This is a genomic window from Xanthomonas sp. LMG 12461 (assembly GCF_009192935.1).
GTDB classification, from domain to species: domain Bacteria; phylum Pseudomonadota; class Gammaproteobacteria; order Xanthomonadales; family Xanthomonadaceae; genus Xanthomonas_A; species Xanthomonas_A sontii.
Genome location: NZ_NQYT01000038.1, coordinates 32151 through 49444, shown reverse-complemented (window position 1 = coordinate 49444; position 17294 = coordinate 32151). Strand labels below are relative to the sequence as shown.

The following is a 17294-nucleotide window of genomic DNA, read 5'->3' as shown; positions in this document are numbered from 1 at the left end:
ATCACCGACCGTCGCGAAATTCTAGAGCGGTGACGTCTCACAGGCCGACACTGACGGCGCGTTGTATACCATCAGAGAATCTCGTCCCAGTTGCCATCGTTCTGCGACGTGCGTGCTTGGAGGTCGCCGCCATTCGTGGCACACGTGCGCCACGCGCGACCAGTCACGCTGCGCGTGTCTCACACCGTGTCATCGCCCGACGCTTCGACGCTGCGCACGAGCTGTCCGCCCTGCAAGCGATAGCGCACATGCACCACACCGTCGGGCAGCGCATCGTGACTGATCAGCAGCAGGCTGCGCTGGCCCAACGCCTGCGCCAGGTCGCGCAACAGCGCCTGCGCGGTGTCCACGTCCAGGCCTTCGGTGGGTTCGTCCAGCACCAGCAGCGGTGCCTCGCGCAACAGGGCGCGGGCCAGGGCCAGGCGCCGCGCCTGGCCGGCGGACATGGTGGCGCCGTTTTCGCCGAGCCAGGCGTCGAGGCCACCGACTTCGTGCAGCCAGGCGTCGAGCCGCACGTCGGTCAGCACCCGCTGCAGCCGCGCATCGTCGGCCGATGGATCGCCCAGGCGCAGATTGTCGCGCACGCTGCCCGCGAACACCGGCGCGCCCTGCGGCAGCCAGGCGACGCGGCGATGCCACTGTGCCTCGGCGACCTCACGCAAATCCGTGCCGGCGTAGCGCACGCTGCCCTGTTGCGGATCCCACAGCCGCAGCAGCAGCGCCGACAGGGTGGTCTTGCCGCTGCCGCTGTCGCCGCAGAGGGCGATGCGCTCGCCCGGGGCGATGCGCAGGGACACACCGTCGAGTACGCGCCGCGCCTCGCCCGGCCAGGCGAACACGACGTCGTCGAACTGCACCTCGCCAGTGGCCGGCAGCGACTGCGGTTGCGCCGGGTCTAGCACTGGTGGCGCCTGCCCGGCGATCGCCTGCAGGCGCCGCGCGGCGACGCGGCCGGACTGCAGCGCCTGCCAGGCCAGGCCGGCCCCGGCCCAGACCTCGAGCAGGGCCACGGTCAGGAACACCAGGCCGGCGGCCTGTTCGGCGCTGATCGCGTCGGCGCGCGCCGCACCCAGCGCCACCCACAGCATCGCCAACAGGCCCGCCGCAGCGCACAGCGCGTGCAAGGCGTTGCCGCCGATCAGCCGCTGCCGCTGACGCCGATCCTCCGCGCGCACCGCCTGCGCGCTGGCGTCCACGCGCGCGATCCAGGCGGCTTGCGCGTCGAGCGCGGCCAGGTCGGCGGCGCCCTCCAGGCCTTCGTAGGCCAGGGTGCGCAAGGCTTCGCGCTGCTGCGCGCGTGCGCGTTCGCGGGCCTCGCCGCCGCGCGCCACCACCCACGGCACGCCGAGCCCGATCGCCAACGCCAGCGCGGTGAGCACCAGCGCCCCCGGCCCGTGGATCGCCGCTGCCGCGGCAATGCCGATCGTGCCGACGCCGAGCAGTGCGGCCAGCGGCGCCAGCGCGCGCACCACCAGGCCGTCGACCTCGCCGATGTCCGACATCAGCCGTGCCAGCAGTTCGCCGGTGCGGCTGGCGCCGAGCCGTGCCGGTGCCAGCGGCAGCGCGCGGCGGAAGAACCACACCCGCAGGTCGCGGGCGATGCGCAGGGTCGCGTCGTGTCCGACCAGCTTTTCGCCGTAGCGCGAGGCGATGCGGGCGAAGGTCAGTGCGCGAATGCCGGCCGACGGCGAGAAGAAGTTGAAGCCGCTGCCCATGCCGACCGCGCCGGCCAGCGCCGCGGCGGTGAGGAAGCCGCCGGACAGGCCGAGCAGCCCGACCCCGGCCAGCATCGTGCACAGCACCAGCAGCGCGGTCAGCAGCAGCCGGCCGAGATGGCGGCCGAACACGCCGCGCAAGCTGTCGCGGGTGCCGCTCATGGCTGCGCTCCCTGGGTCGCGGCGGAGGCGTTGCGGGCCGGCAACCGCAGCACGGTATCGGCCCAGCGCATCGCCGCCTCGCTGTGGGTGGCGACGATCACGCTGCGGCCGCGGGCGAACTCCGCCAGCGTGCGCAGCAGGTCCGCCTCGGTGTCCGCATCCAGGAACGCGGTCGGTTCGTCCAGCAACAGCAGTTCCGGATCGCGCAATAACAGTCGCGCCAGGCCGATGCGGCGCGCCTCGCCGCCGGACAGGCCGAAGCCGCGCTCGCCGATCGGCGTGTCCAGGCCCTGCGGCAGACGTGCGGCGAAGCGCAGCACCTGCGCCGCCTCGGCGGCGGCATGCAGTTGCGCAGCGCTGGCCTGCGGATCGGCCAGGCGCAGGTTGTCGGCGATGCTGCCGTGGAACAGATACGGCCGCTGCCCGGCGTAGCCGATGCGCAGCCCCTTGCGCACCTGCAAGGTACCGGCACGCGGTGGCAGCCACCCGGCCAGCGCTTCCAGCAGCGTGCTCTTGCCGCTGCCGCTGGGCCCGACCAGGGCCAGGCGCTGGCCGGCGTGCAAGTCGACATCCAGGCCCTGCACCGCATCGCAGCGCGCACCCAGCGGCCGCAGATGCAGCGCGCGCGCCTGCAGCAGCGGCACCTCGCGTGCCGCGCTTGTGGAAGGCGCGGCGACGGGCATTGCCTCGGCAGCGGCGTCGCTCGACACGGCTGCACCCTCGGCGTGCGCAGCCGGCGCGTCCGTGGCCTGCGGCAGGCTTTCCAGCAGGCGCTCCACCTCGGCCGCCGCGGCCAGTGCATTGGCGCGGTCGTGGTAATGCGCGGCCAGGCGCCGCAGCGGCGCATAAAACTCCGGCGCCAGCAGCAGGCAGAACACGCCGGTGCCCAGGGTCGGCACGCTGCCGTGCAGGGCGATCATGCCGAGGTAGCTCAGGCCCAGGTACAGCGCGACGATCGCCACGCTGACCGAGGCGAAGAACTCAAGCACGGTGGACGACAAGAACGCGATGCGCAGCACTTTCAGCGTGCGCTCGCGCACGCCCTCGGCAGCAGCGGCGATCCCGCGCAGTTCGTCGTCGCCGCGCCCGTACAGGCGCAACAGGCCCAGGCCCTTGAGGCGGTCGGCGAAGTGTCCGCCCATCCGCGCCAGTTCGCGCAACTGACGGCGGCCGGCGGCCTCGGCGCCCCAGCCCACCAGCATCATGAAGATCGGCACCAACGGCGCGGTGAACAACAGGATCAGCCCGACCACCCAGTCGCTCCACGCCACCGCCAGCACGATCAACAGCGGCACCACGCTCACTTCCCAGCGCGCGGGGCGGTAGCCGGCGTAGTAGCCGTCCAGCGCATCGCCATGCGCCAGCAGCAGTTCGCCCAGTTCGCCGTTGCGCTGTCCGCGCAGCCACAGCGGCCCGCGCTGCAGCAGTTGCCGGTACACGCGCCGGCGCAATTCGAGTTTGGCCGCATCGGCGACATCGCCGGCAGCCCGCTGCGCGGCGGCGCCGAGCCCGGCACGCAGGACCAACACCAGCGCCAGCAGGCCGAAGGCCGGCAGCGCCTGCGCCAGCTCGCGCCGCTCGACCAGCAGCGCCTGCACCAGCCAGGCGATGGCGCCGGCCTGCACGATCAGCAGCGCGCCGGACGCGCTGATCGCCGCCGCAGCTAGGCGCTGGCGGCCGCGCGCGGCCACGGCCAGGGCCTCCAGCCAGCGCATGCGCTGCTGCCGCTGCTGCGGCGTATCGGCGGGCAGTGCAGTGGACGGCTCGGCGGAATCGGTCAAAACGGGCTCGGCGCGGCGAACGAAGTCGCCAGTTTAGCGGGAAGGCGCTTCCGGGCCGGAACCGCCGTGGCCGCCACGATGCCGGGCACCCCGGTTGCGCACATTGATCTGAATCAAGGTCGAACGCGCCGGCCCGGCGGAAGATCGCCTCCAATCTCCCGCCACTCGGCCACCCAGATGCACATCTTCCACGAGGTAGCACAGCCATGATCGACACCACTGTCGTAGAGCTGTCGCGGCTGCAGTTCGCCATGACCGCGATGTACCACTTCCTGTTCGTCCCGCTCACCCTGGGCCTGTCCTTCATGATCGCGATCATGGAGAGCGTGTACGTCATGACCCGCAAGGACGTGTGGCGGCGCATGACCCTGTTCTGGGGCGTGCTGTTCGGCATCAACTTCGCGATGGGCGTGGCCACCGGCATCGTCATGGAGTTCCAGTTCGGCATGAACTGGTCCTACTACAGCCACTACGTCGGCGACATCTTCGGCGCGCCGCTGGCGATCGAAGGGCTGATGGCGTTCTTCCTGGAGGCGACCTTCATCGGCCTGTTCTTCTTCGGCTGGAGCAAGCTCACCCCGGTCAAGCACCTGATGGTGACCTGGCTGATGGCGCTGGGCACCAACCTGTCGGCGGTGTGGATCCTGATCGCCAACGGCTGGATGCAGAACCCGACCGGCGCGGTGTTCAATCCGGACACCATGCGCATGGAAGTGGTGGACTTCATGGCGGTGGTGTTCAACCCGGTGGCGCAGGCCAAGTTCGTGCATACGGTCAGCGCCGGCTACGTGACCGGTGCGGTGTTCGTGATGTCGATCAGCGCGCTGTACCTGCTGCGCGGCAAGCACCGCGACATCGCCCGGCGCTCGTTCGCGGTGGCCGCCGCGTTCGGGCTGGCGTCCTCGCTGTCGGTGGTGGTGCTGGGCGACGAGAGCGGCTACGCCGCCAACGAACACCAGAAGATGAAGCTGGCCGCGATCGAGGCGATGTGGGAAACGGAGCAGGCGCCGGCCGACTTCACCGCCTTCGGCATCCCCAACCAGGCCACCGGCAAGAACGACTACGCGATCAAGGTGCCGTACCTGATGGGCCTGATCGCCACGCGCTCGTTGAACACGCCGGTGCCGGGCATCCTGGAACTGGTCAAGCGCGCCGAGCACCGCGTGCGCGGCGGGCAGATCGCCTACGGCGCGCTGCAGCGGCTCAAGGCCAACCGCAACGACGCCGAAGCGCGGGCGGTGTTCGATCGCCACTGGCAGGACCTGGGCCACGGCCTGCTGCTCAAGCGCTACCGCGAGGACATCCTCAACGCCACCCCGGAGGAGATCGCCAAGGCCGCGCTGGACACGGTGCCGCGGGTACTGCCGCTGTTCTGGACGTTCCGGGTGATGGCCGGCCTGGGCTTCTACCTGATCGCGTTCTTCGCCGCGGCGCTGTGGTTCTCCTGCAAGCACAACTTCGAGGACAAGCGCTGGTTCCTGAAGCTGGCGCTGTGGACCCTGCCAATGCCGTGGATCGCGATCGAGTGCGGCTGGTTCGTGGCCGAGTACGGCCGCCAGCCGTGGGCGGTGGAAGGCGTGCTGCCGACCTTCTATGCCGCTTCCGGCCTGGCCCTGCACGACATCCTGATCACCCTCGCCGGCTTCGTGGCGATCTACACCACGCTGCTGATCATCGAGATCAAGCTGATGCTCAAGGCGATCCGCAAGGGGCCGGACGACCTGCCCGCCCTGCTGCAACCCGCCCCGCGTCCCGTCACCCCGATCGCCGCACCTGCGGCCGCCGGCCACCTCTGATTCCGGCAGGAGACACACCATGGACTTCATTGCATTGGACTACACCACGCTGCGCGTGATCTGGTGGCTGCTGCTGGGCATCCTGCTGATCGGCTTCGCGGTGATGGACGGATTCGACCTGGGCGTCGGCGCGCTGCTGCCGTTCGTGGCCAAGACCGACGCCGAACGCCGGCTGGTGGTCAACACCATCGGCCCGGTCTGGGAAGGCAACCAGGTCTGGTTGATCCTGGGCGGCGGCGCGATCTTCGCCGCCTTCCCGCCGCTGTACGCGGTGAGCTTCTCCGGCTTCTACCTGGCGATGTTCGTGATCCTGTTCGCGCTGATCCTGCGCCCGGTCGGGTTCAAGTTCCGCGGCAAGCTGCCCAGCCAGCGCTGGCGCAACGGCTGGGACTGGGCGCTGTTCGTCGGCGGCTTCATCCCGGCGCTGATCATGGGCGTGGCGGTGGGCAACGTGCTGCTGGGCGTGCCGTTCCACTTCGACGACACCCTGCGGGTGTTCTACACCGGCAGCTTCTTCGGCCTGCTGATGCCGTTCGCCCTGCTCGCCGGCCTGCTCAGCGTGAGCATGCTGGTGGCGCACGGCGCGGCGATGCTGGTGGTGAAGACCGACGGCCCGGTGGCCGAGCGCGCGGCGCGCTACGGCAGCATCGCCGCCCTGGCGGCCTGCGCGCTGTTCGCCGGCGCCGGGGTATGGGTGGCCACTGGCCTGCCCGGCTATGCGGTCACCTCGCAGGTGGTCACCGACGGCGCCACCAACCCGCTGCTGAAGACCGCCGTGCTCGGCGAGGTCGGCGGCTGGATGCACAACTACCAGACCATGCCGCTGACCGCCCTGGCCCCGGCCGCCGGCCTGCTCGGCCTGCTGCTCAGCGCGGTGCTGCTGCGCAAGCGCCGCGGCGGCCTGGCGTTCATCGCCTCCGGCGCGGCCATCGCCGGCATCATCCTGACCGTGGGCTTTGCGATCTTCCCGTTCCTGCTGCCCTCCTCCAGCCAGCCCGGCTCCAGCCTGACCGTGTGGGACGCCTCCAGCAGCCACCTGACCCTGTGGATCATGCTGCTGGCCACCGTGGTGTTCCTGCCGATCATCCTCGGCTACACCACCTGGGTGTACCGCGTGCTCAAGGGCAAGGTCACCGCCGCCTCCCTGGACGACAACCCCAACGCGTACTGACGCGCCCGCAAGGAGAAACGATCATGTGGTACTTCGCCTGGATTCTCGGTGTCGGCCTGGCCTCCACCGCCGCCATCCTCAACGGCATGTGGTTCGAAGCGCGCGAGCGCAACGCGGCGGATGCCGCGGACGCAGCCGCCGCGGGGGACTGAAATTTTTTTGCAAAGGCGCTTGCCGAATGCGGAAGACCTCCGTATCATGTGCGGCTCCTTCGGGGTGTAGCTCAGTCTGGTAGAGCGCTACGTTCGGGACGTAGAGGTCGCAGGTTCGAATCCTGTCTCCCCGACCAGTTTCAAGGTCACAAGAAGCCTGGAAAACCACAGTTTTCCGGGTTTTTTTGTGTCTGCAATCCGGTCTCGCGACGGCGTGGCGTCGCCCCCGCATTGCTACGGCGTACTTGGCCGCTTGCGGCGGCGACCCGGATCGGTCTGCACGACGGCGAACATCGGCACCGCACCGATCCCGGTGATGCACATCAGTGTCCATCGTGGGAACCGCTGCTCGCATCCCGTCCCCTGTCTCGGCATTGCGTCAGCGGCCCGAGCGCATCACGCGCCCGCCCTCCCGACGCGTCACGAGGACACTTCCATGCCCGGCAAAACCATCCACACCCTGATTACCTGGATTCCCGATTCCGCCAACGATGGAGAACGCGAGGCGAAACGCCTCAATGCCAGATTCTCGGCCTATTCGAACGTGATCGACGGCCGCAAGCTCACCAGCAGCGCACTGGACGGCTACATGAGTCTGATCGTGGTCGGCCACCGCAGCGAACTGCTCAAGAGCGGCGTGCTGGGCAGCCTGACCACGCTGGTGCGTGGCTCGCAGTGCCCCTGGGTGGTGCTGGCGAACTGCGCCAGCGGCACCGCGACGCAACAGGGCACGCTCGGCGATAACGAACTGTGGGAGCCGGCCCAGAAACTTGCCAATGATCTGAAGATCCGGGTCTCCGGTACCACACGCGCACTGACCTTCGACGAGGTCGGCCAGGGAACGGCCTTTGCGCTGGCCCTCGGCGAAGTGCTGATCCGCTCCAATCCGCCCGGCACGAGCGGACTCTGGAAGGACTTCCACCCGCAGGACGGCATAGAGCAAATCACGCAAGGCTTGCGCAACCTGTAAACGCCCCGGCGACGCCCCACACCGCGTGGTCCCACCACGATCCCGCGCACGACGCGCGGGATCGGGAATTGGCTCACTCCACCGGCAAACTGATGTAGCTCGCCTGCTGCGGCGTGTGCCAGATCCGCTGCGTCGCCTTCTGGTAATCGCCGGGCTTGGCGAAGTAGATGTTCGGCACGTAGGTCTGCGGATTGCGGTCGTACAGCGGGAACAGGCTCGACTGCACCTGCACCATCACCCGGTGGCCACGCTCGAAGGTGTGGTTGGCGGTGGGCAGGCCGAAGCGGTAGGCCAGCGGCTGGTTCGGGGTCAGCGGCGCCGGATGCTCGAAGCTTTCGCGGTAGCGGCCGCGGAAGATCGCCAGCGACACCGGCAATTCGTAGCCGCCCAGTTTCGGATCGGACGCCATCTGGTCCGGGTACACGTCGATCAGCTTCACCACCCAGTCGCTGTCGCTGCCGCTGGTGGAGGCCTGCAGGTTCACCTGCGGCGCGCCGGCGATGCGCAGCGGCGCCTGCAGCGGTTCGCTGACGAAGGTCAGCACGTCCGGGCGGCCGTCGACGAAGCGCTGGTCGTGCACCAGCCAGGTGGTCCACATGTCGCGGTCGCCGAAAACCACCGGGCGCGGCACGAACGGCACCGGCTTGGCCGGGTCGGACACGTACTCGGTGTACTCGCCCTGCCCGGCCTTGGGCGCCTCGAACGAGACGCGGCCGCCGGCCTCCAGGTACAGCGGCTTGCTCTGCGCCGGGCAGCCCTGCGCGCAGCTCAGCGGCCAGCGCTGCAGGCGGTCCCAGTGGTTGGCGCCGGTGTCGTAGATCAGCACCGGCGGCGTGTCGGCCTTGGGCGCGCCGTCGACCAGGTACTGATCGAAGAACGGCTTGAGCACGTCGCGGCGGAACTGCAGCGCGGTATCGCCGTCGAACTGCAGCGCACCCAGCGAGGCGCCCTCGTAGTTGACCTGGCTGTGCCGCCACGGCCCCATCACCAGGTAGTTCTTGTCGTTGCCGGTATCGCGCGGCTCCATCGCCTCGTAGCTGTGGATCGCGCCCCACATGTCTTCCTGGTCCCACAGCCCCTGCAGCCACATCGTCGGCACCTTCAGCGGGGTGCGCGCCATCACCTTGTCCAGCGCCTGCTCCTGCCAGAACGCGTCGTAGGCCGGGTGCTCGGTGAGCTTGCGCCACCACGGCAACTGCTCCAGCCCGGCAGCCTTGGCGTAGTCGCCGGCCGAGCCGGCGCGCAGGAAATTGCTGTAGTCGTCGTAGCCCTGGCGCGGGATGCCCTCGCCCTTGCCGCGCCGGGTCATCTGGCCGGTGAAGTAGTCCAGGTTGACCTGGCGGAAGGCGCCGTAGTTGAGCCAGTCGTCGCCCATCCAGCCGTCGATCATCGGGCTTTCCGGCGCGGCCACCTTCAGCGCCGGATGCGGATCGGCCAGCGCCATCACCACGGTGAAGCCCTCGTAGGACGAACCGATCATGCCGACCTTGCCGTTGGATTCGGGCACGTGCTTGACCAGCCAGTCGATGGTGTCCCAGGCGTCGGTGGCATGGTCGACCTTGGTCGGGTTGAGCGGCCCGCGCAGCGGCCGGGTCACCACGTAGTCGCCCTCCGAGCCGTATTTGCCACGGATATCCTGGAACACGCGGATGTAGCCGCCATCGACGAACACCTCGTCGCCCTGCGGCAGCAGATCGCGCATGTGCGGCGAGGCCAGCCGGCTGGCACGGCCGCTGGCGTCGTAGGGCGTACGGGTCAGCAGCATCGGCGCGCCGTGCGCGCCCTTGGGCAGCACGATCACCGTGTGCAGCTTGACCCCGTCGCGCATCGGGATCATCACCTCGCGCTTGATGTAGTCGTTGGCCGCGGTCGGCGCGACGAAGGGCTTGCCGGTGATGTCCGGGGTCATCGGCGCGGTCTGGGCGAACGCGGTGCCGGCGGTGGCGAGGGCGACAGCAGCGGCGAGCAGGCAGGGAGCGAGGCGGCGCATGGGCATTGGATCCCGAAAGGAGGCGAATCCGCGACGCTAGGCGACGGCGCCTCACTCGGCAAGTGACAAAGGCTGGGTCGCCGACCCTCGCCGTTGGCGCCGCGGGCACGCGAGCGCGCAGGCACGCCATGCCAATCAGCTCAGGTGGCTGCCCTGCCCCAGCTCCACCGACGCGACGCAGATCACTCCCTTGCCAGGCAGCTCAGGCGCCCGACCGACCAGGATCGCAGCGCCTCAGTGCCGCACCTGGCCTTCGCCGCGCACCACGAAGCGCTCCACGGTCAGCGCTTCCAGGCCCATCGGGCCGTAGGCGTGCAGGCGCGTGGTGGAGATGCCGATCTCCGCGCCCAGGCCGAGTTCGCCGCCGTCGGAGAAGCGCGAGGAGGCGTTGACCATCACCACTGCCGCGCGCAGCGCCTGCACGAAGGCCTCGGCGTTGGCCGCATCGGCGGTGGCGATGACTTCGGTGTGATCCGAGCCGTAGCGGCGGATGTGCGCGATCGCCGCGTCCAGGTCGGGCACCACCGCCACCGCCAGGATCAGGTCCAGATATTCGGCGGCGTAGTCGTCGTCGCTGGCGGGGTCGATGTCCGGCAGCAGCGCGCGGGTGGCGGCATCGCCGCGCAGGGAGACGCCGCGTTCGCGCAGCGCCTGCGCGGCCAGCGGCAGGAAGCGCGCGGCCACGTCGGCGTGCACCAGCAGCGTTTCCAGCGAATTGCAGGCGGCCGGCCGCGTGGTCTTGCCGTCGACCAGCAGCTTCACCGCCAGCGCCAAGTCCGCCGAGGCGTCGACGAACAGATGGCATACGCCCTTGTAGTGCTTGATCACCGGCACCCGCGCATGTTCGGCGACGAAGCGGATCAGGCCTTCGCCGCCGCGCGGGATCGCCAGGTCGACGATGTCGTGGAGCTGCAGCAGTTCCAGCATGGTGTCGCGGCGCAGATCCTCGACCAGGGTCAGCGCGGCCTCGCCGATGCCGGCGTCGCGCAAGGCACGGCGCAGCGCCGCGGCGATGGCGGTGTTGGAGTGGATCGCCTCGGAGCCGCCGCGCAGGATCACCCCGTTGCCGGCCTTGATGCACAGCGCCGCGGCGTCGGCGGTAACGTTGGGGCGCGCCTCGTAGATCATCGCCACCACGCCCAGCGGCACGCGGATCTTCTGCACGCGGATGCCGTTGGGGCGCACGTCGTCGCGGGTGACCTGCCCCACCGGGTCGGGCAGGCCCGCCACCTCGCGCAGCGCCGCGGCGATGCCGGCCAGGCGTTTGCCGTCCAGCGCCAGCCGGTCCAGCATCGCGCTGCCGACGTCCTTGGCCCGCGCCGCCTCCAGATCGCGCGCGTTGGCGGCGAGGATCGCCTGCGCATCGGCCTCCAGTGCCGCCGCCATCGCCTCCAGCAAGGCCTGTTTGGCCGGCGACGACAGCTGCGCCAGCGCTTGCGCGGCATCGCGGCATTGCAGGGCCTGGGTGCGGATGGAGGTCATTGGGCGGCTCCGGTGGATTCGGGATTCGGGATTCGGGATTCGGGATTCAAAAAGGCTACGCGCGACGCGAGGAAATCAGAGGCGGCGAATGCGAGGCGCGATGCAGGTGCCGGCCTTGCGGCGCAGACGCGGCCGGCGCGGGGCGGGCGCGATTACGCCGACTCCCCATTCCCGACTCCCGATTCCCGCACCACCACCAGATCGTCGCGATGAATCACATTCTCGCCATAGTTGTAGCCCAGGATCGCCTCGATGTCGCGCGAGTGGCGGCCGGCGATGCGACGGATGTCCACTGCCGCGTACTGGCTGACGCCGCGCGCCAGGCAGCGCTCGCCGGCCGCGTCGCGCAGGCGCACTTCCACCATGTCGCCGCGGCGGAACTCGCCCACGGCGCCGGCCACGCCGCCCGGCAGCAACGAGGCGCCCTTGTCGAGCAGCGCGGCGGCAGCACCGGCATCGACCAGGATCGCTCCCGGTTCCACCGGCACGTGGCGCAGCCAGTACTTGCGCGCGGCGATGCGGGTGCGCGCGGCATGGATGCGGGTGCCGCGCAGGCTGTCCTGGGCCAGGCCGCGCAGCACCTCTGCACTGCGGCCGTTGAACAAATAGGTCTCGATGCCGGCGGCGCCGGCCTTGGCCGCCGCCTCCAGCTTGGTGCGCATGCCGCCGGTGCCCACGCCGCTGCCGCTGCCGCCTGCCATGGCCAGCACCGCCGCGCTCAGTTCCTGCACCTCGTGCAGCGGCTGCGCCTGCGGGTCGCGGCGCGGGTCGGCGGTGTACAGGCCGTCGATATCGGTGGCGATGAACAGCGCATCGGCATCGACCAGGGCGGCGACGATCGCGGCCAGATTGTCGTTGTCGCCGAGCTTGAGCTCGTCTACCGAGACGGTGTCGTTCTCGTTCACCACCGGCAGCGCGCCCAGCCGCAACAGTTCGCCCAGCGTGGCGCGCGCGTTGAGGTAGCGGCGACGGTTGCGCAGGTCGTCGTGGGTCAGCAGCACCTGCGCCACCGGCCGCTCGAAGAAGCGCTGCCACAGCGCGATCAGCTGCGCCTGGCCGAGCGCGGCCAGCGCCTGCCGTGCCGCCAGCGCCGCACCGGCCTCGGCAGCCTTGGGCACGATGGCGCGTCCGGCGGCCACCGCGCCGGAGGACACGATCACCAGTTCGCGCCCGGCCGCCAGGTTGGCCGAGACGAACTGCGCCAGGCCCAGCGCGAAGCGCGGGGTCAGCCCGCCGCCGTCGGCGGCCAGCAAGCTGCTGCCGACCTTGAGCACCGCGCGCCGCCACGGCGGCAGGCGTTGTTCGACGAAGGGCGATGGCGTCTGCGAGGTCATGGGATCAGCGCGTGTTCCATTCGTACACGGTGAGGTCGGAGCAACCTTGGATCGCCAGCGGATCGGCGGCGACGATCGCCTGGGCCTGCGCCAGGTCGTCCACGCCCTGCAGCAGGTAGGCGCCGCCGCTGCGGTCGCTGAAGCCGCCGGTCAGCGCCAGCAGGCCGCGCGCGCGCAGGTCGTCGAGGAAGGCCTGATGCGGCGCGACCACGCGCTCGTCGAAGCTCGGTTTGCGCATCGCCAGGACCAGGTAGTGCTTCATCGTACGGTGTTCCTTCTGCAATCGGTTTGCATGTTCGGCGTCGCAGCGAATGCTTTTTGTGGGAGGGGCTTCAGCCCCGACGCGTTATAGCGCCGAGGCGTCGCGGTTGAAGCCCTCCCACAGGCAATCAAGCCTCCAGCGCCTGCCAACGCGCCTGCAGCTCGTCCAGGCGCAGATCGGCGGCGGCGCCCGGCGAGACCCGCGCGGCCAGGCTGCCTTCCGGCGTGCGCCCCTGCCCTGCGCTGTCGGCGGATGCGGCGGCGGCCTGGTAGGCCTCGCGGAACGGCACACCGGCCACTGCGGCTTCCACCGCCACGTCGGTGGCGTACATGCCCGAATCGATCGCCGCGCGCAGCCTGTCCTCGCGCCACTCCAGGTTGGCCAGCAGCGCCGGCAGCAGCTCCAGCGCGGCCAGGCCGCGGCCGAAACCGTGGAAGATCGCACCCTTGCTGCTCTGCAGATCGCGGTGATAGCCCGACGGCAACGACAGCAACTGTTCGATCTCGGTGCGCGCGGCAGCCACGCTGGCGTGGGTGGCGCGCATCAGCTCGATCACGTCGGGGTTGCGCTTGTTGGGCATGATCGAGCTGCCGGTGGTGTACTGCGCCGGCAACGCGACGAACCCGAATTCGCCGCTGGTGAACAGCGACAGATCCCAGGCCAGGCGGCGCAGATCCAGGGTGGCGCTGCCCAGCGCTTCCAGCGCGGCCATCTCGAATTTGCCGCGCGAGAGCTGCGCGTAGATCGGGCTGACCTGCAGGCGCGCGAAGCCCAGCGCGGCGGTGGTGTGCGCACGGTCCAGCGGCAGGTTGACGCCGTAGCCGGCGGCGGTGCCCAGCGGATTGCAGTCGACCAGGCGCAGGGTGTCGCGGGCGCGCAGCGCGTCGTCGATGAAGGCCTCGGCCCAGCCCGCCCACCACATGCCCGCCGAGGACACCACGGCGCGCTGGATGTGGGTGTAGCCGGGCACCGGCAGGTCGCGCTCGGCCCGCGCGCGGTCCAGCGCCACCTTGGCGATCTCCGCGCTCAGTTGCGCCAGCCGCGCCAGCCTGTCCTTCAGCCACAGCCGGGTGGCCACCAGGATCTGGTCGTTGCGGCTGCGTCCGGTGTGGATCTTGCGCCCGGCATCGCCCAGGCGTTCGGTCAGCCGCGCCTCGATCGCCGAGTGCCCGTCCTCGAAGCGCGCATCCAGCACGAACGCGCCGCTGCGGAAATCCTCGGCCAGCACCGCCAGCTCGCGCTGCAGCCCGGCCAGTTCGTCGGCGGACAGGATGCCGATGCGCTGCAGGCCCTCGGCGTGCGCGCCGCTGGCGGCGATGTCGTGCAGGAAGAACTCGCGGTCCAGGAGCACGTCGTCGCCGGCCAGGAAGGCCTGGATCTGCGTGTCGACGGCGACGCCGGGTTTTTGCCAGAGCAGATTGGTCATTGGAGAGCCGGGATTGGGGAATGGGGAATGGGGATTCGGAAAGCGGCGCGCTGCGGCGGTGATGGACGCCGCGCTGAGGTGGCGCCCTACGCCGGCGTGTCCATCCGCGGGATCGAGGTCAGTTCGTCAACGCCCAGCGCCAGGTTGAGGTTCTGCATCGCCTGCGTCGCGGCGCCCTTGAGCAGGTTGTCCAGGGTCGCCACCAGCACCAGCCGCTTGTTGCCCGGGGCAAGGGTGAAGCCGCCGAGCTGCACGCCGTGGCGGCCGGCGATGCGGCTGACCCACGGCGCCTCGTCGACTACCTCGATCAGCGGCTCATCGGCATAGCGCGTGCGATACAACTGCTGCACCGCGTCCAGCTTGAGCGGTTGCTGCAGCCACAGGTTCACGGTCATGGTGATGCCACGGAAATGCGGCGCCACGTGCGGCATGAATTCCACCGGCACGCCGAGCTGCGCGGACACCTCGCGCTCGTGCATGTGGTCGGTCAGCGCGTAGGGCATCAGGTTGTCGTGCAGCAGCGCCGGGTTGTTCTTGTCCGACGGCGTGGTGCCGGCGCCGGAATAGCCGGACACGCCGAAGCACTGCGGCGGCCCGGCGAGCTGCTCGCGCAGCGGCGCGATCGCCAACTGCATCGCGGTGGCGTAGCAGCCCGGATTGCTGATGCGGCGCTGCCCGGCATAGCCGGCGCGGGTCAGTTCCGGCAGGCCGTAGTACCAGGCCGGGTCGAAGCGGTAGTCCGCAGAGAGATCGACCACGATCGGGTCGGGCGCGCCGGCGGCGACCGCCGCATCCAGCGCCGCCACATAGGGCGCGGCCTTGCCGTTGGGCAGCGCCAGCACCACCACGTCGGCGCGCTTGGCCGCCACCGCGTCCGGGTCGAGATTCTCGTAGCGCAACTCGCCTTCGTAAGCGTCGTGGTGCGCATCGACGCGCTGCCCGTCCAGCTCGCGCGAGGACAGGAAGGCCAGCCGCAACTGCGGATGCGCGGCGATCAGGCGGATCAGTTCGGCGCCGGTGTGGCCACGGGCGCCGACGATGCCGATGGAATGAATGGAAGTGCTCATGCGTGCGAATCCAGGCGGAACTGCAGGTGGCGTTTCACCCCGGCCCATTCCGTATCGATGATGGAGAAGATGACGGTGTCGCGCGGGGTGCCGTCGGCGTGACGCTTGTGGTTGCGCAGCACGCCGTCCTGCTTGGCCCCCAGCCGCGCGATCGCGGTGCGCGAGGCATGGTTGAACCAGCTGGTCTCGAACACCACGCTGAGGCAGCCCAGCGATTCGAAGGCGTGGCCAAGCAGCAACAGCTTGGCCTCGGTGTTCAGGCCACTGCGCTGCACCCGCGGCGCATACCAGGTGTAGCCGATCGACAGCGTCGGCACCTGCGGATCCAGGCCGTAGAAACGCGTGCTGCCGACGATCTCGCCCTGCGCATCGCGCACCACGAACGGCAGCACCCGGCCCAGCGCCTGCACCTCCAGCGCGGCAGCGACGTAGGCGTCCACCCGCTCTGGCGCCGGCACATTGGTGTACCACAGCGCGTCCAGGCCGCTGCCGCGCAGCGCGGCGCGCAGGCCCTCGGCATGCGCCGCCTGCAGCGGCTCCAGGCTGACGTGGCGCCCGCGCAGTGTGGGCACGTGGCGCCAGGCCTCGGGCAGCACGGGATCGATGCTGGAGATGGGAACGGTCATGACGAAGGCGCCGCTCAACCCTGCAGGGTCGGCGTGCGCGTCGCGCAATGCGCCACGCAGTGCTGGATCTGCTCGAAGGTCTCCAGGCCGTACCAGAACACCTTCCACTTCTCCTGCTTGAAGCAGCCGTCGGACTCGGCGTAGTAGAAGATGTTGACCTGGTTGTTGTGGCGCGAACGCCAGAACAGCTGCGGCGTCTCCTCGCGCATCACGTTCCACACCGCGCGGCCCAGGCCCTCGCCCTGCGCGTCGTCGAGCACGGCGAACTTGTCCAGGTAGGTGTAGCCGCCCTCGTCGGTCAGGATCACCGCGGTGCGATAGTTCTCGCTGACGTAGGCGCGCAGCAGCTTGGTGGTGTCGAAATAGTCCGGCACCAGGGTGCGGCCGAAACTGGATTCGATCAGGGTCTTCAGCCGCGGCAGGTCCAGCTCGCTCCACGCCGTGGCGCGCAGCACCTTTTCGCCGCGCCGCACCAGGGTGCCCGAGCCCTTGTGGGTGAACAGTTCCTTGGCCAGGTCGGCCGGGCGCGTGATCGACACCGACGACTCCAGCGGCAGCCGGTCCAGCAGGTCCTTGATCTGCTCGATCTTCACCTTCATGCCGCCATGAATCCACGGCTGCGCGATCAAGTGGTCGTACTCGGTGGACAGGTTGATCGAATCGATCACCGTGCCCTTCTCGTCGAGCAGGCCGCCGGTGCCGGTGAGGAAGATGATCTTGTACGGCTGCAGTTCCTGCACCAGTTCGTTGGCGGCGAAATCGGCGTTGATGTTGAGGATCTGGCCGCTGGGGGTCTCGCCCAGGCTGGTGATGACCGGGATCGAGCCGGCCTGCAGGCTGGCCTCGATCGGCGCCAGGTTCACCGCGGTGACCTCGCCGACCAGCCCGTAGGTATCGCGGTCCAGGTACTGCGCCTCGAACACGCCGCCGGTGATCGAGGTGGCGCGCGCGCCGTTCTGCTGCAGCGCCTCGACCAGCTTCAGATTGGAAGCCTGGAACACCCGGCGCACGATCGCCAGCGCTTCCGGCGAGGTCACCCGCAGGCCGTTGACGGTCTGCTTGTCGATGCCGGCGGCGGACAGCTCCGCGTCCAACTGCGGGCCGGCGCCGTGCAGCACGATCGGGGTCAGGCCGACTTCCTGCAGGAACGACAGCGAGGAAGTCAGCGCCTCCAGGTCGTCGCGCAGCACCGCGCCGCCGACCTTGACCACGGCGAAGCGCTTGGCGTCCAGTTGCGAGAAGCGCTTGAGGTACTGGCTGATCTCCTTCGCGCTGGCCATGCTCGAGAGCAGGCGCACGATGGTCTGGCGGGTTTGGCGGTTGGCGTGCATGGCGTGGGGCGATGTCCGAAGGAATCCAG

14 protein-coding genes and 1 tRNA gene are annotated in these 17294 nt (G+C 69.8%); 5 read left to right on the top strand and 10 right to left on the bottom strand.

The features are described from left to right. Window positions 1–179: 179 nt before the first annotated feature. Window positions 180–1877, bottom strand: a complete 1698-nt coding sequence (gene cydC / locus CEK68_RS10900) for a thiol reductant ABC exporter subunit CydC (RefSeq protein ID WP_152239367.1) — start codon at window positions 1875–1877, stop codon at window positions 180–182. Further along, window positions 1874–3592: a thiol reductant ABC exporter subunit CydD gene (gene cydD / locus CEK68_RS10895; RefSeq protein ID WP_226977848.1), complete on the bottom strand. Its 1719-nt coding sequence runs from the start codon at window positions 3590–3592 to the stop codon at window positions 1874–1876. Before cydD ends, cydC begins: the two co-directional genes overlap by 4 nt. A 272-nt stretch (window positions 3593–3864) precedes the next feature. Here cydD and CEK68_RS10890 point away from each other — a divergent pair, with 272 nt between their 5' ends. From CEK68_RS10890 to CEK68_RS10870, 5 genes are all read left to right on the top strand, one after another. Further along, entirely contained in the window at window positions 3865–5454 is a 1590-nt protein-coding gene (locus CEK68_RS10890; RefSeq protein WP_017910523.1) for a cytochrome ubiquinol oxidase subunit I, read from the top strand. 19 nt (window positions 5455–5473) lie between these two features. Next, a complete protein-coding gene (cydB, locus tag CEK68_RS10885; protein ID WP_152239365.1) occupies window positions 5474–6625 on the top strand; it encodes a cytochrome d ubiquinol oxidase subunit II in 1152 nt (383 codons plus the stop codon). 23 nt (window positions 6626–6648) lie between these two features. Beyond that, window positions 6649–6777, top strand: a complete 129-nt coding sequence (cydX, locus tag CEK68_RS10880; RefSeq protein ID WP_010343450.1) for a cytochrome bd-I oxidase subunit CydX — start codon at window positions 6649–6651, stop codon at window positions 6775–6777. Between the two features lie 60 nt (window positions 6778–6837). After that, a tRNA-Pro gene (locus CEK68_RS10875) sits at window positions 6838–6914 on the top strand. 299 nt (window positions 6915–7213) lie between these two features. Further along, window positions 7214–7747 (top strand): hypothetical protein, encoded by a 534-nt coding sequence (locus CEK68_RS10870; protein WP_152239364.1) that lies wholly within the window; start codon window positions 7214–7216, stop codon window positions 7745–7747. Window positions 7748–7820: 73 nt separating this feature from the next. Here CEK68_RS10870 and CEK68_RS10865 read toward each other — a convergent pair whose 3' ends face one another. The 8 genes from CEK68_RS10865 to CEK68_RS10830 form a co-directional block, all read right to left on the bottom strand. Next, window positions 7821–9737, bottom strand: a complete 1917-nt coding sequence (locus tag CEK68_RS10865) for a CocE/NonD family hydrolase (protein WP_152239363.1) — start codon at window positions 9735–9737, stop codon at window positions 7821–7823. A gap of 234 nt (window positions 9738–9971) precedes the next feature. Next, window positions 9972–11219 carry a glutamate-5-semialdehyde dehydrogenase gene (locus tag CEK68_RS10860; protein ID WP_152239362.1) on the bottom strand — a complete coding sequence of 416 codons (1248 nt, stop codon included), beginning with the start codon at window positions 11217–11219 and terminating at the stop codon, window positions 9972–9974. A gap of 152 nt (window positions 11220–11371) precedes the next feature. Next, window positions 11372–12553: a glutamate 5-kinase gene (gene proB, locus CEK68_RS10855; protein WP_150409052.1), complete on the bottom strand. Its 1182-nt coding sequence runs from the start codon at window positions 12551–12553 to the stop codon at window positions 11372–11374. Window positions 12554–12557: 4 nt separating this feature from the next. Next, entirely contained in the window at window positions 12558–12815 is a 258-nt protein-coding gene (locus tag CEK68_RS10850) for a YciI family protein (protein ID WP_017912490.1), read from the bottom strand. A 127-nt stretch (window positions 12816–12942) separates the two neighbouring features. Next, window positions 12943–14241, bottom strand: a complete 1299-nt coding sequence (argH, locus tag CEK68_RS10845; RefSeq protein WP_152239361.1) for an argininosuccinate lyase — start codon at window positions 14239–14241, stop codon at window positions 12943–12945. 86 nt (window positions 14242–14327) lie between these two features. After that, entirely contained in the window at window positions 14328–15308 is a 981-nt protein-coding gene (argC, locus tag CEK68_RS10840) for an N-acetyl-gamma-glutamyl-phosphate reductase (protein WP_152239360.1), read from the bottom strand. Next, window positions 15305–15934: a GNAT family protein gene (locus CEK68_RS10835; RefSeq protein WP_152239359.1), complete on the bottom strand. Its 630-nt coding sequence runs from the start codon at window positions 15932–15934 to the stop codon at window positions 15305–15307. The genes argC and CEK68_RS10835 overlap by 4 nt, the downstream gene beginning before the upstream one ends. Before the next feature lie 14 nt (window positions 15935–15948). Beyond that, window positions 15949–17265 (bottom strand): acetylglutamate kinase, encoded by a 1317-nt coding sequence (locus tag CEK68_RS10830; RefSeq protein ID WP_017909775.1) that lies wholly within the window; start codon window positions 17263–17265, stop codon window positions 15949–15951. Window positions 17266–17294: the final 29 nt, after the last annotated feature.

Bases quoted from the DNA above. Each gene is read 5' to 3' on its own strand.
- cydC (WP_152239367.1), bottom strand. From the start codon at position 1,877: ATGAGCGGCACCCGCGACAGCTTGCGCGGCGTGTTCGGCCGCCATCTC.
- cydD (WP_226977848.1), bottom strand. From the start codon at position 3,592: ATGCGCTGGCTGGAGGCCCTGGCCGTGGCCGCGCGCGGCCGCCAGCGC.
- CEK68_RS10890 (WP_017910523.1), top strand. From the start codon at position 3,865: ATGATCGACACCACTGTCGTAGAGCTGTCGCGGCTGCAGTTCGCCATG.
- cydB (WP_152239365.1), top strand. From the start codon at position 5,474: ATGGACTTCATTGCATTGGACTACACCACGCTGCGCGTGATCTGGTGG.
- cydX (WP_010343450.1), top strand. From the start codon at position 6,649: ATGTGGTACTTCGCCTGGATTCTCGGTGTCGGCCTGGCCTCCACCGCC.
- CEK68_RS10870 (WP_152239364.1), top strand. From the start codon at position 7,214: ATGCCCGGCAAAACCATCCACACCCTGATTACCTGGATTCCCGATTCC.
- CEK68_RS10865 (WP_152239363.1), bottom strand. From the start codon at position 9,737: ATGCGCCGCCTCGCTCCCTGCCTGCTCGCCGCTGCTGTCGCCCTCGCC.
- CEK68_RS10860 (WP_152239362.1), bottom strand. From the start codon at position 11,219: ATGACCTCCATCCGCACCCAGGCCCTGCAATGCCGCGATGCCGCGCAA.
- proB (WP_150409052.1), bottom strand. From the start codon at position 12,553: ATGACCTCGCAGACGCCATCGCCCTTCGTCGAACAACGCCTGCCGCCG.
- CEK68_RS10850 (WP_017912490.1), bottom strand. From the start codon at position 12,815: ATGAAGCACTACCTGGTCCTGGCGATGCGCAAACCGAGCTTCGACGAG.
- argH (WP_152239361.1), bottom strand. From the start codon at position 14,241: ATGACCAATCTGCTCTGGCAAAAACCCGGCGTCGCCGTCGACACGCAG.
- argC (WP_152239360.1), bottom strand. From the start codon at position 15,308: ATGAGCACTTCCATTCATTCCATCGGCATCGTCGGCGCCCGTGGCCAC.
- CEK68_RS10835 (WP_152239359.1), bottom strand. From the start codon at position 15,934: ATGACCGTTCCCATCTCCAGCATCGATCCCGTGCTGCCCGAGGCCTGG.
- CEK68_RS10830 (WP_017909775.1), bottom strand. From the start codon at position 17,265: ATGCACGCCAACCGCCAAACCCGCCAGACCATCGTGCGCCTGCTCTCG.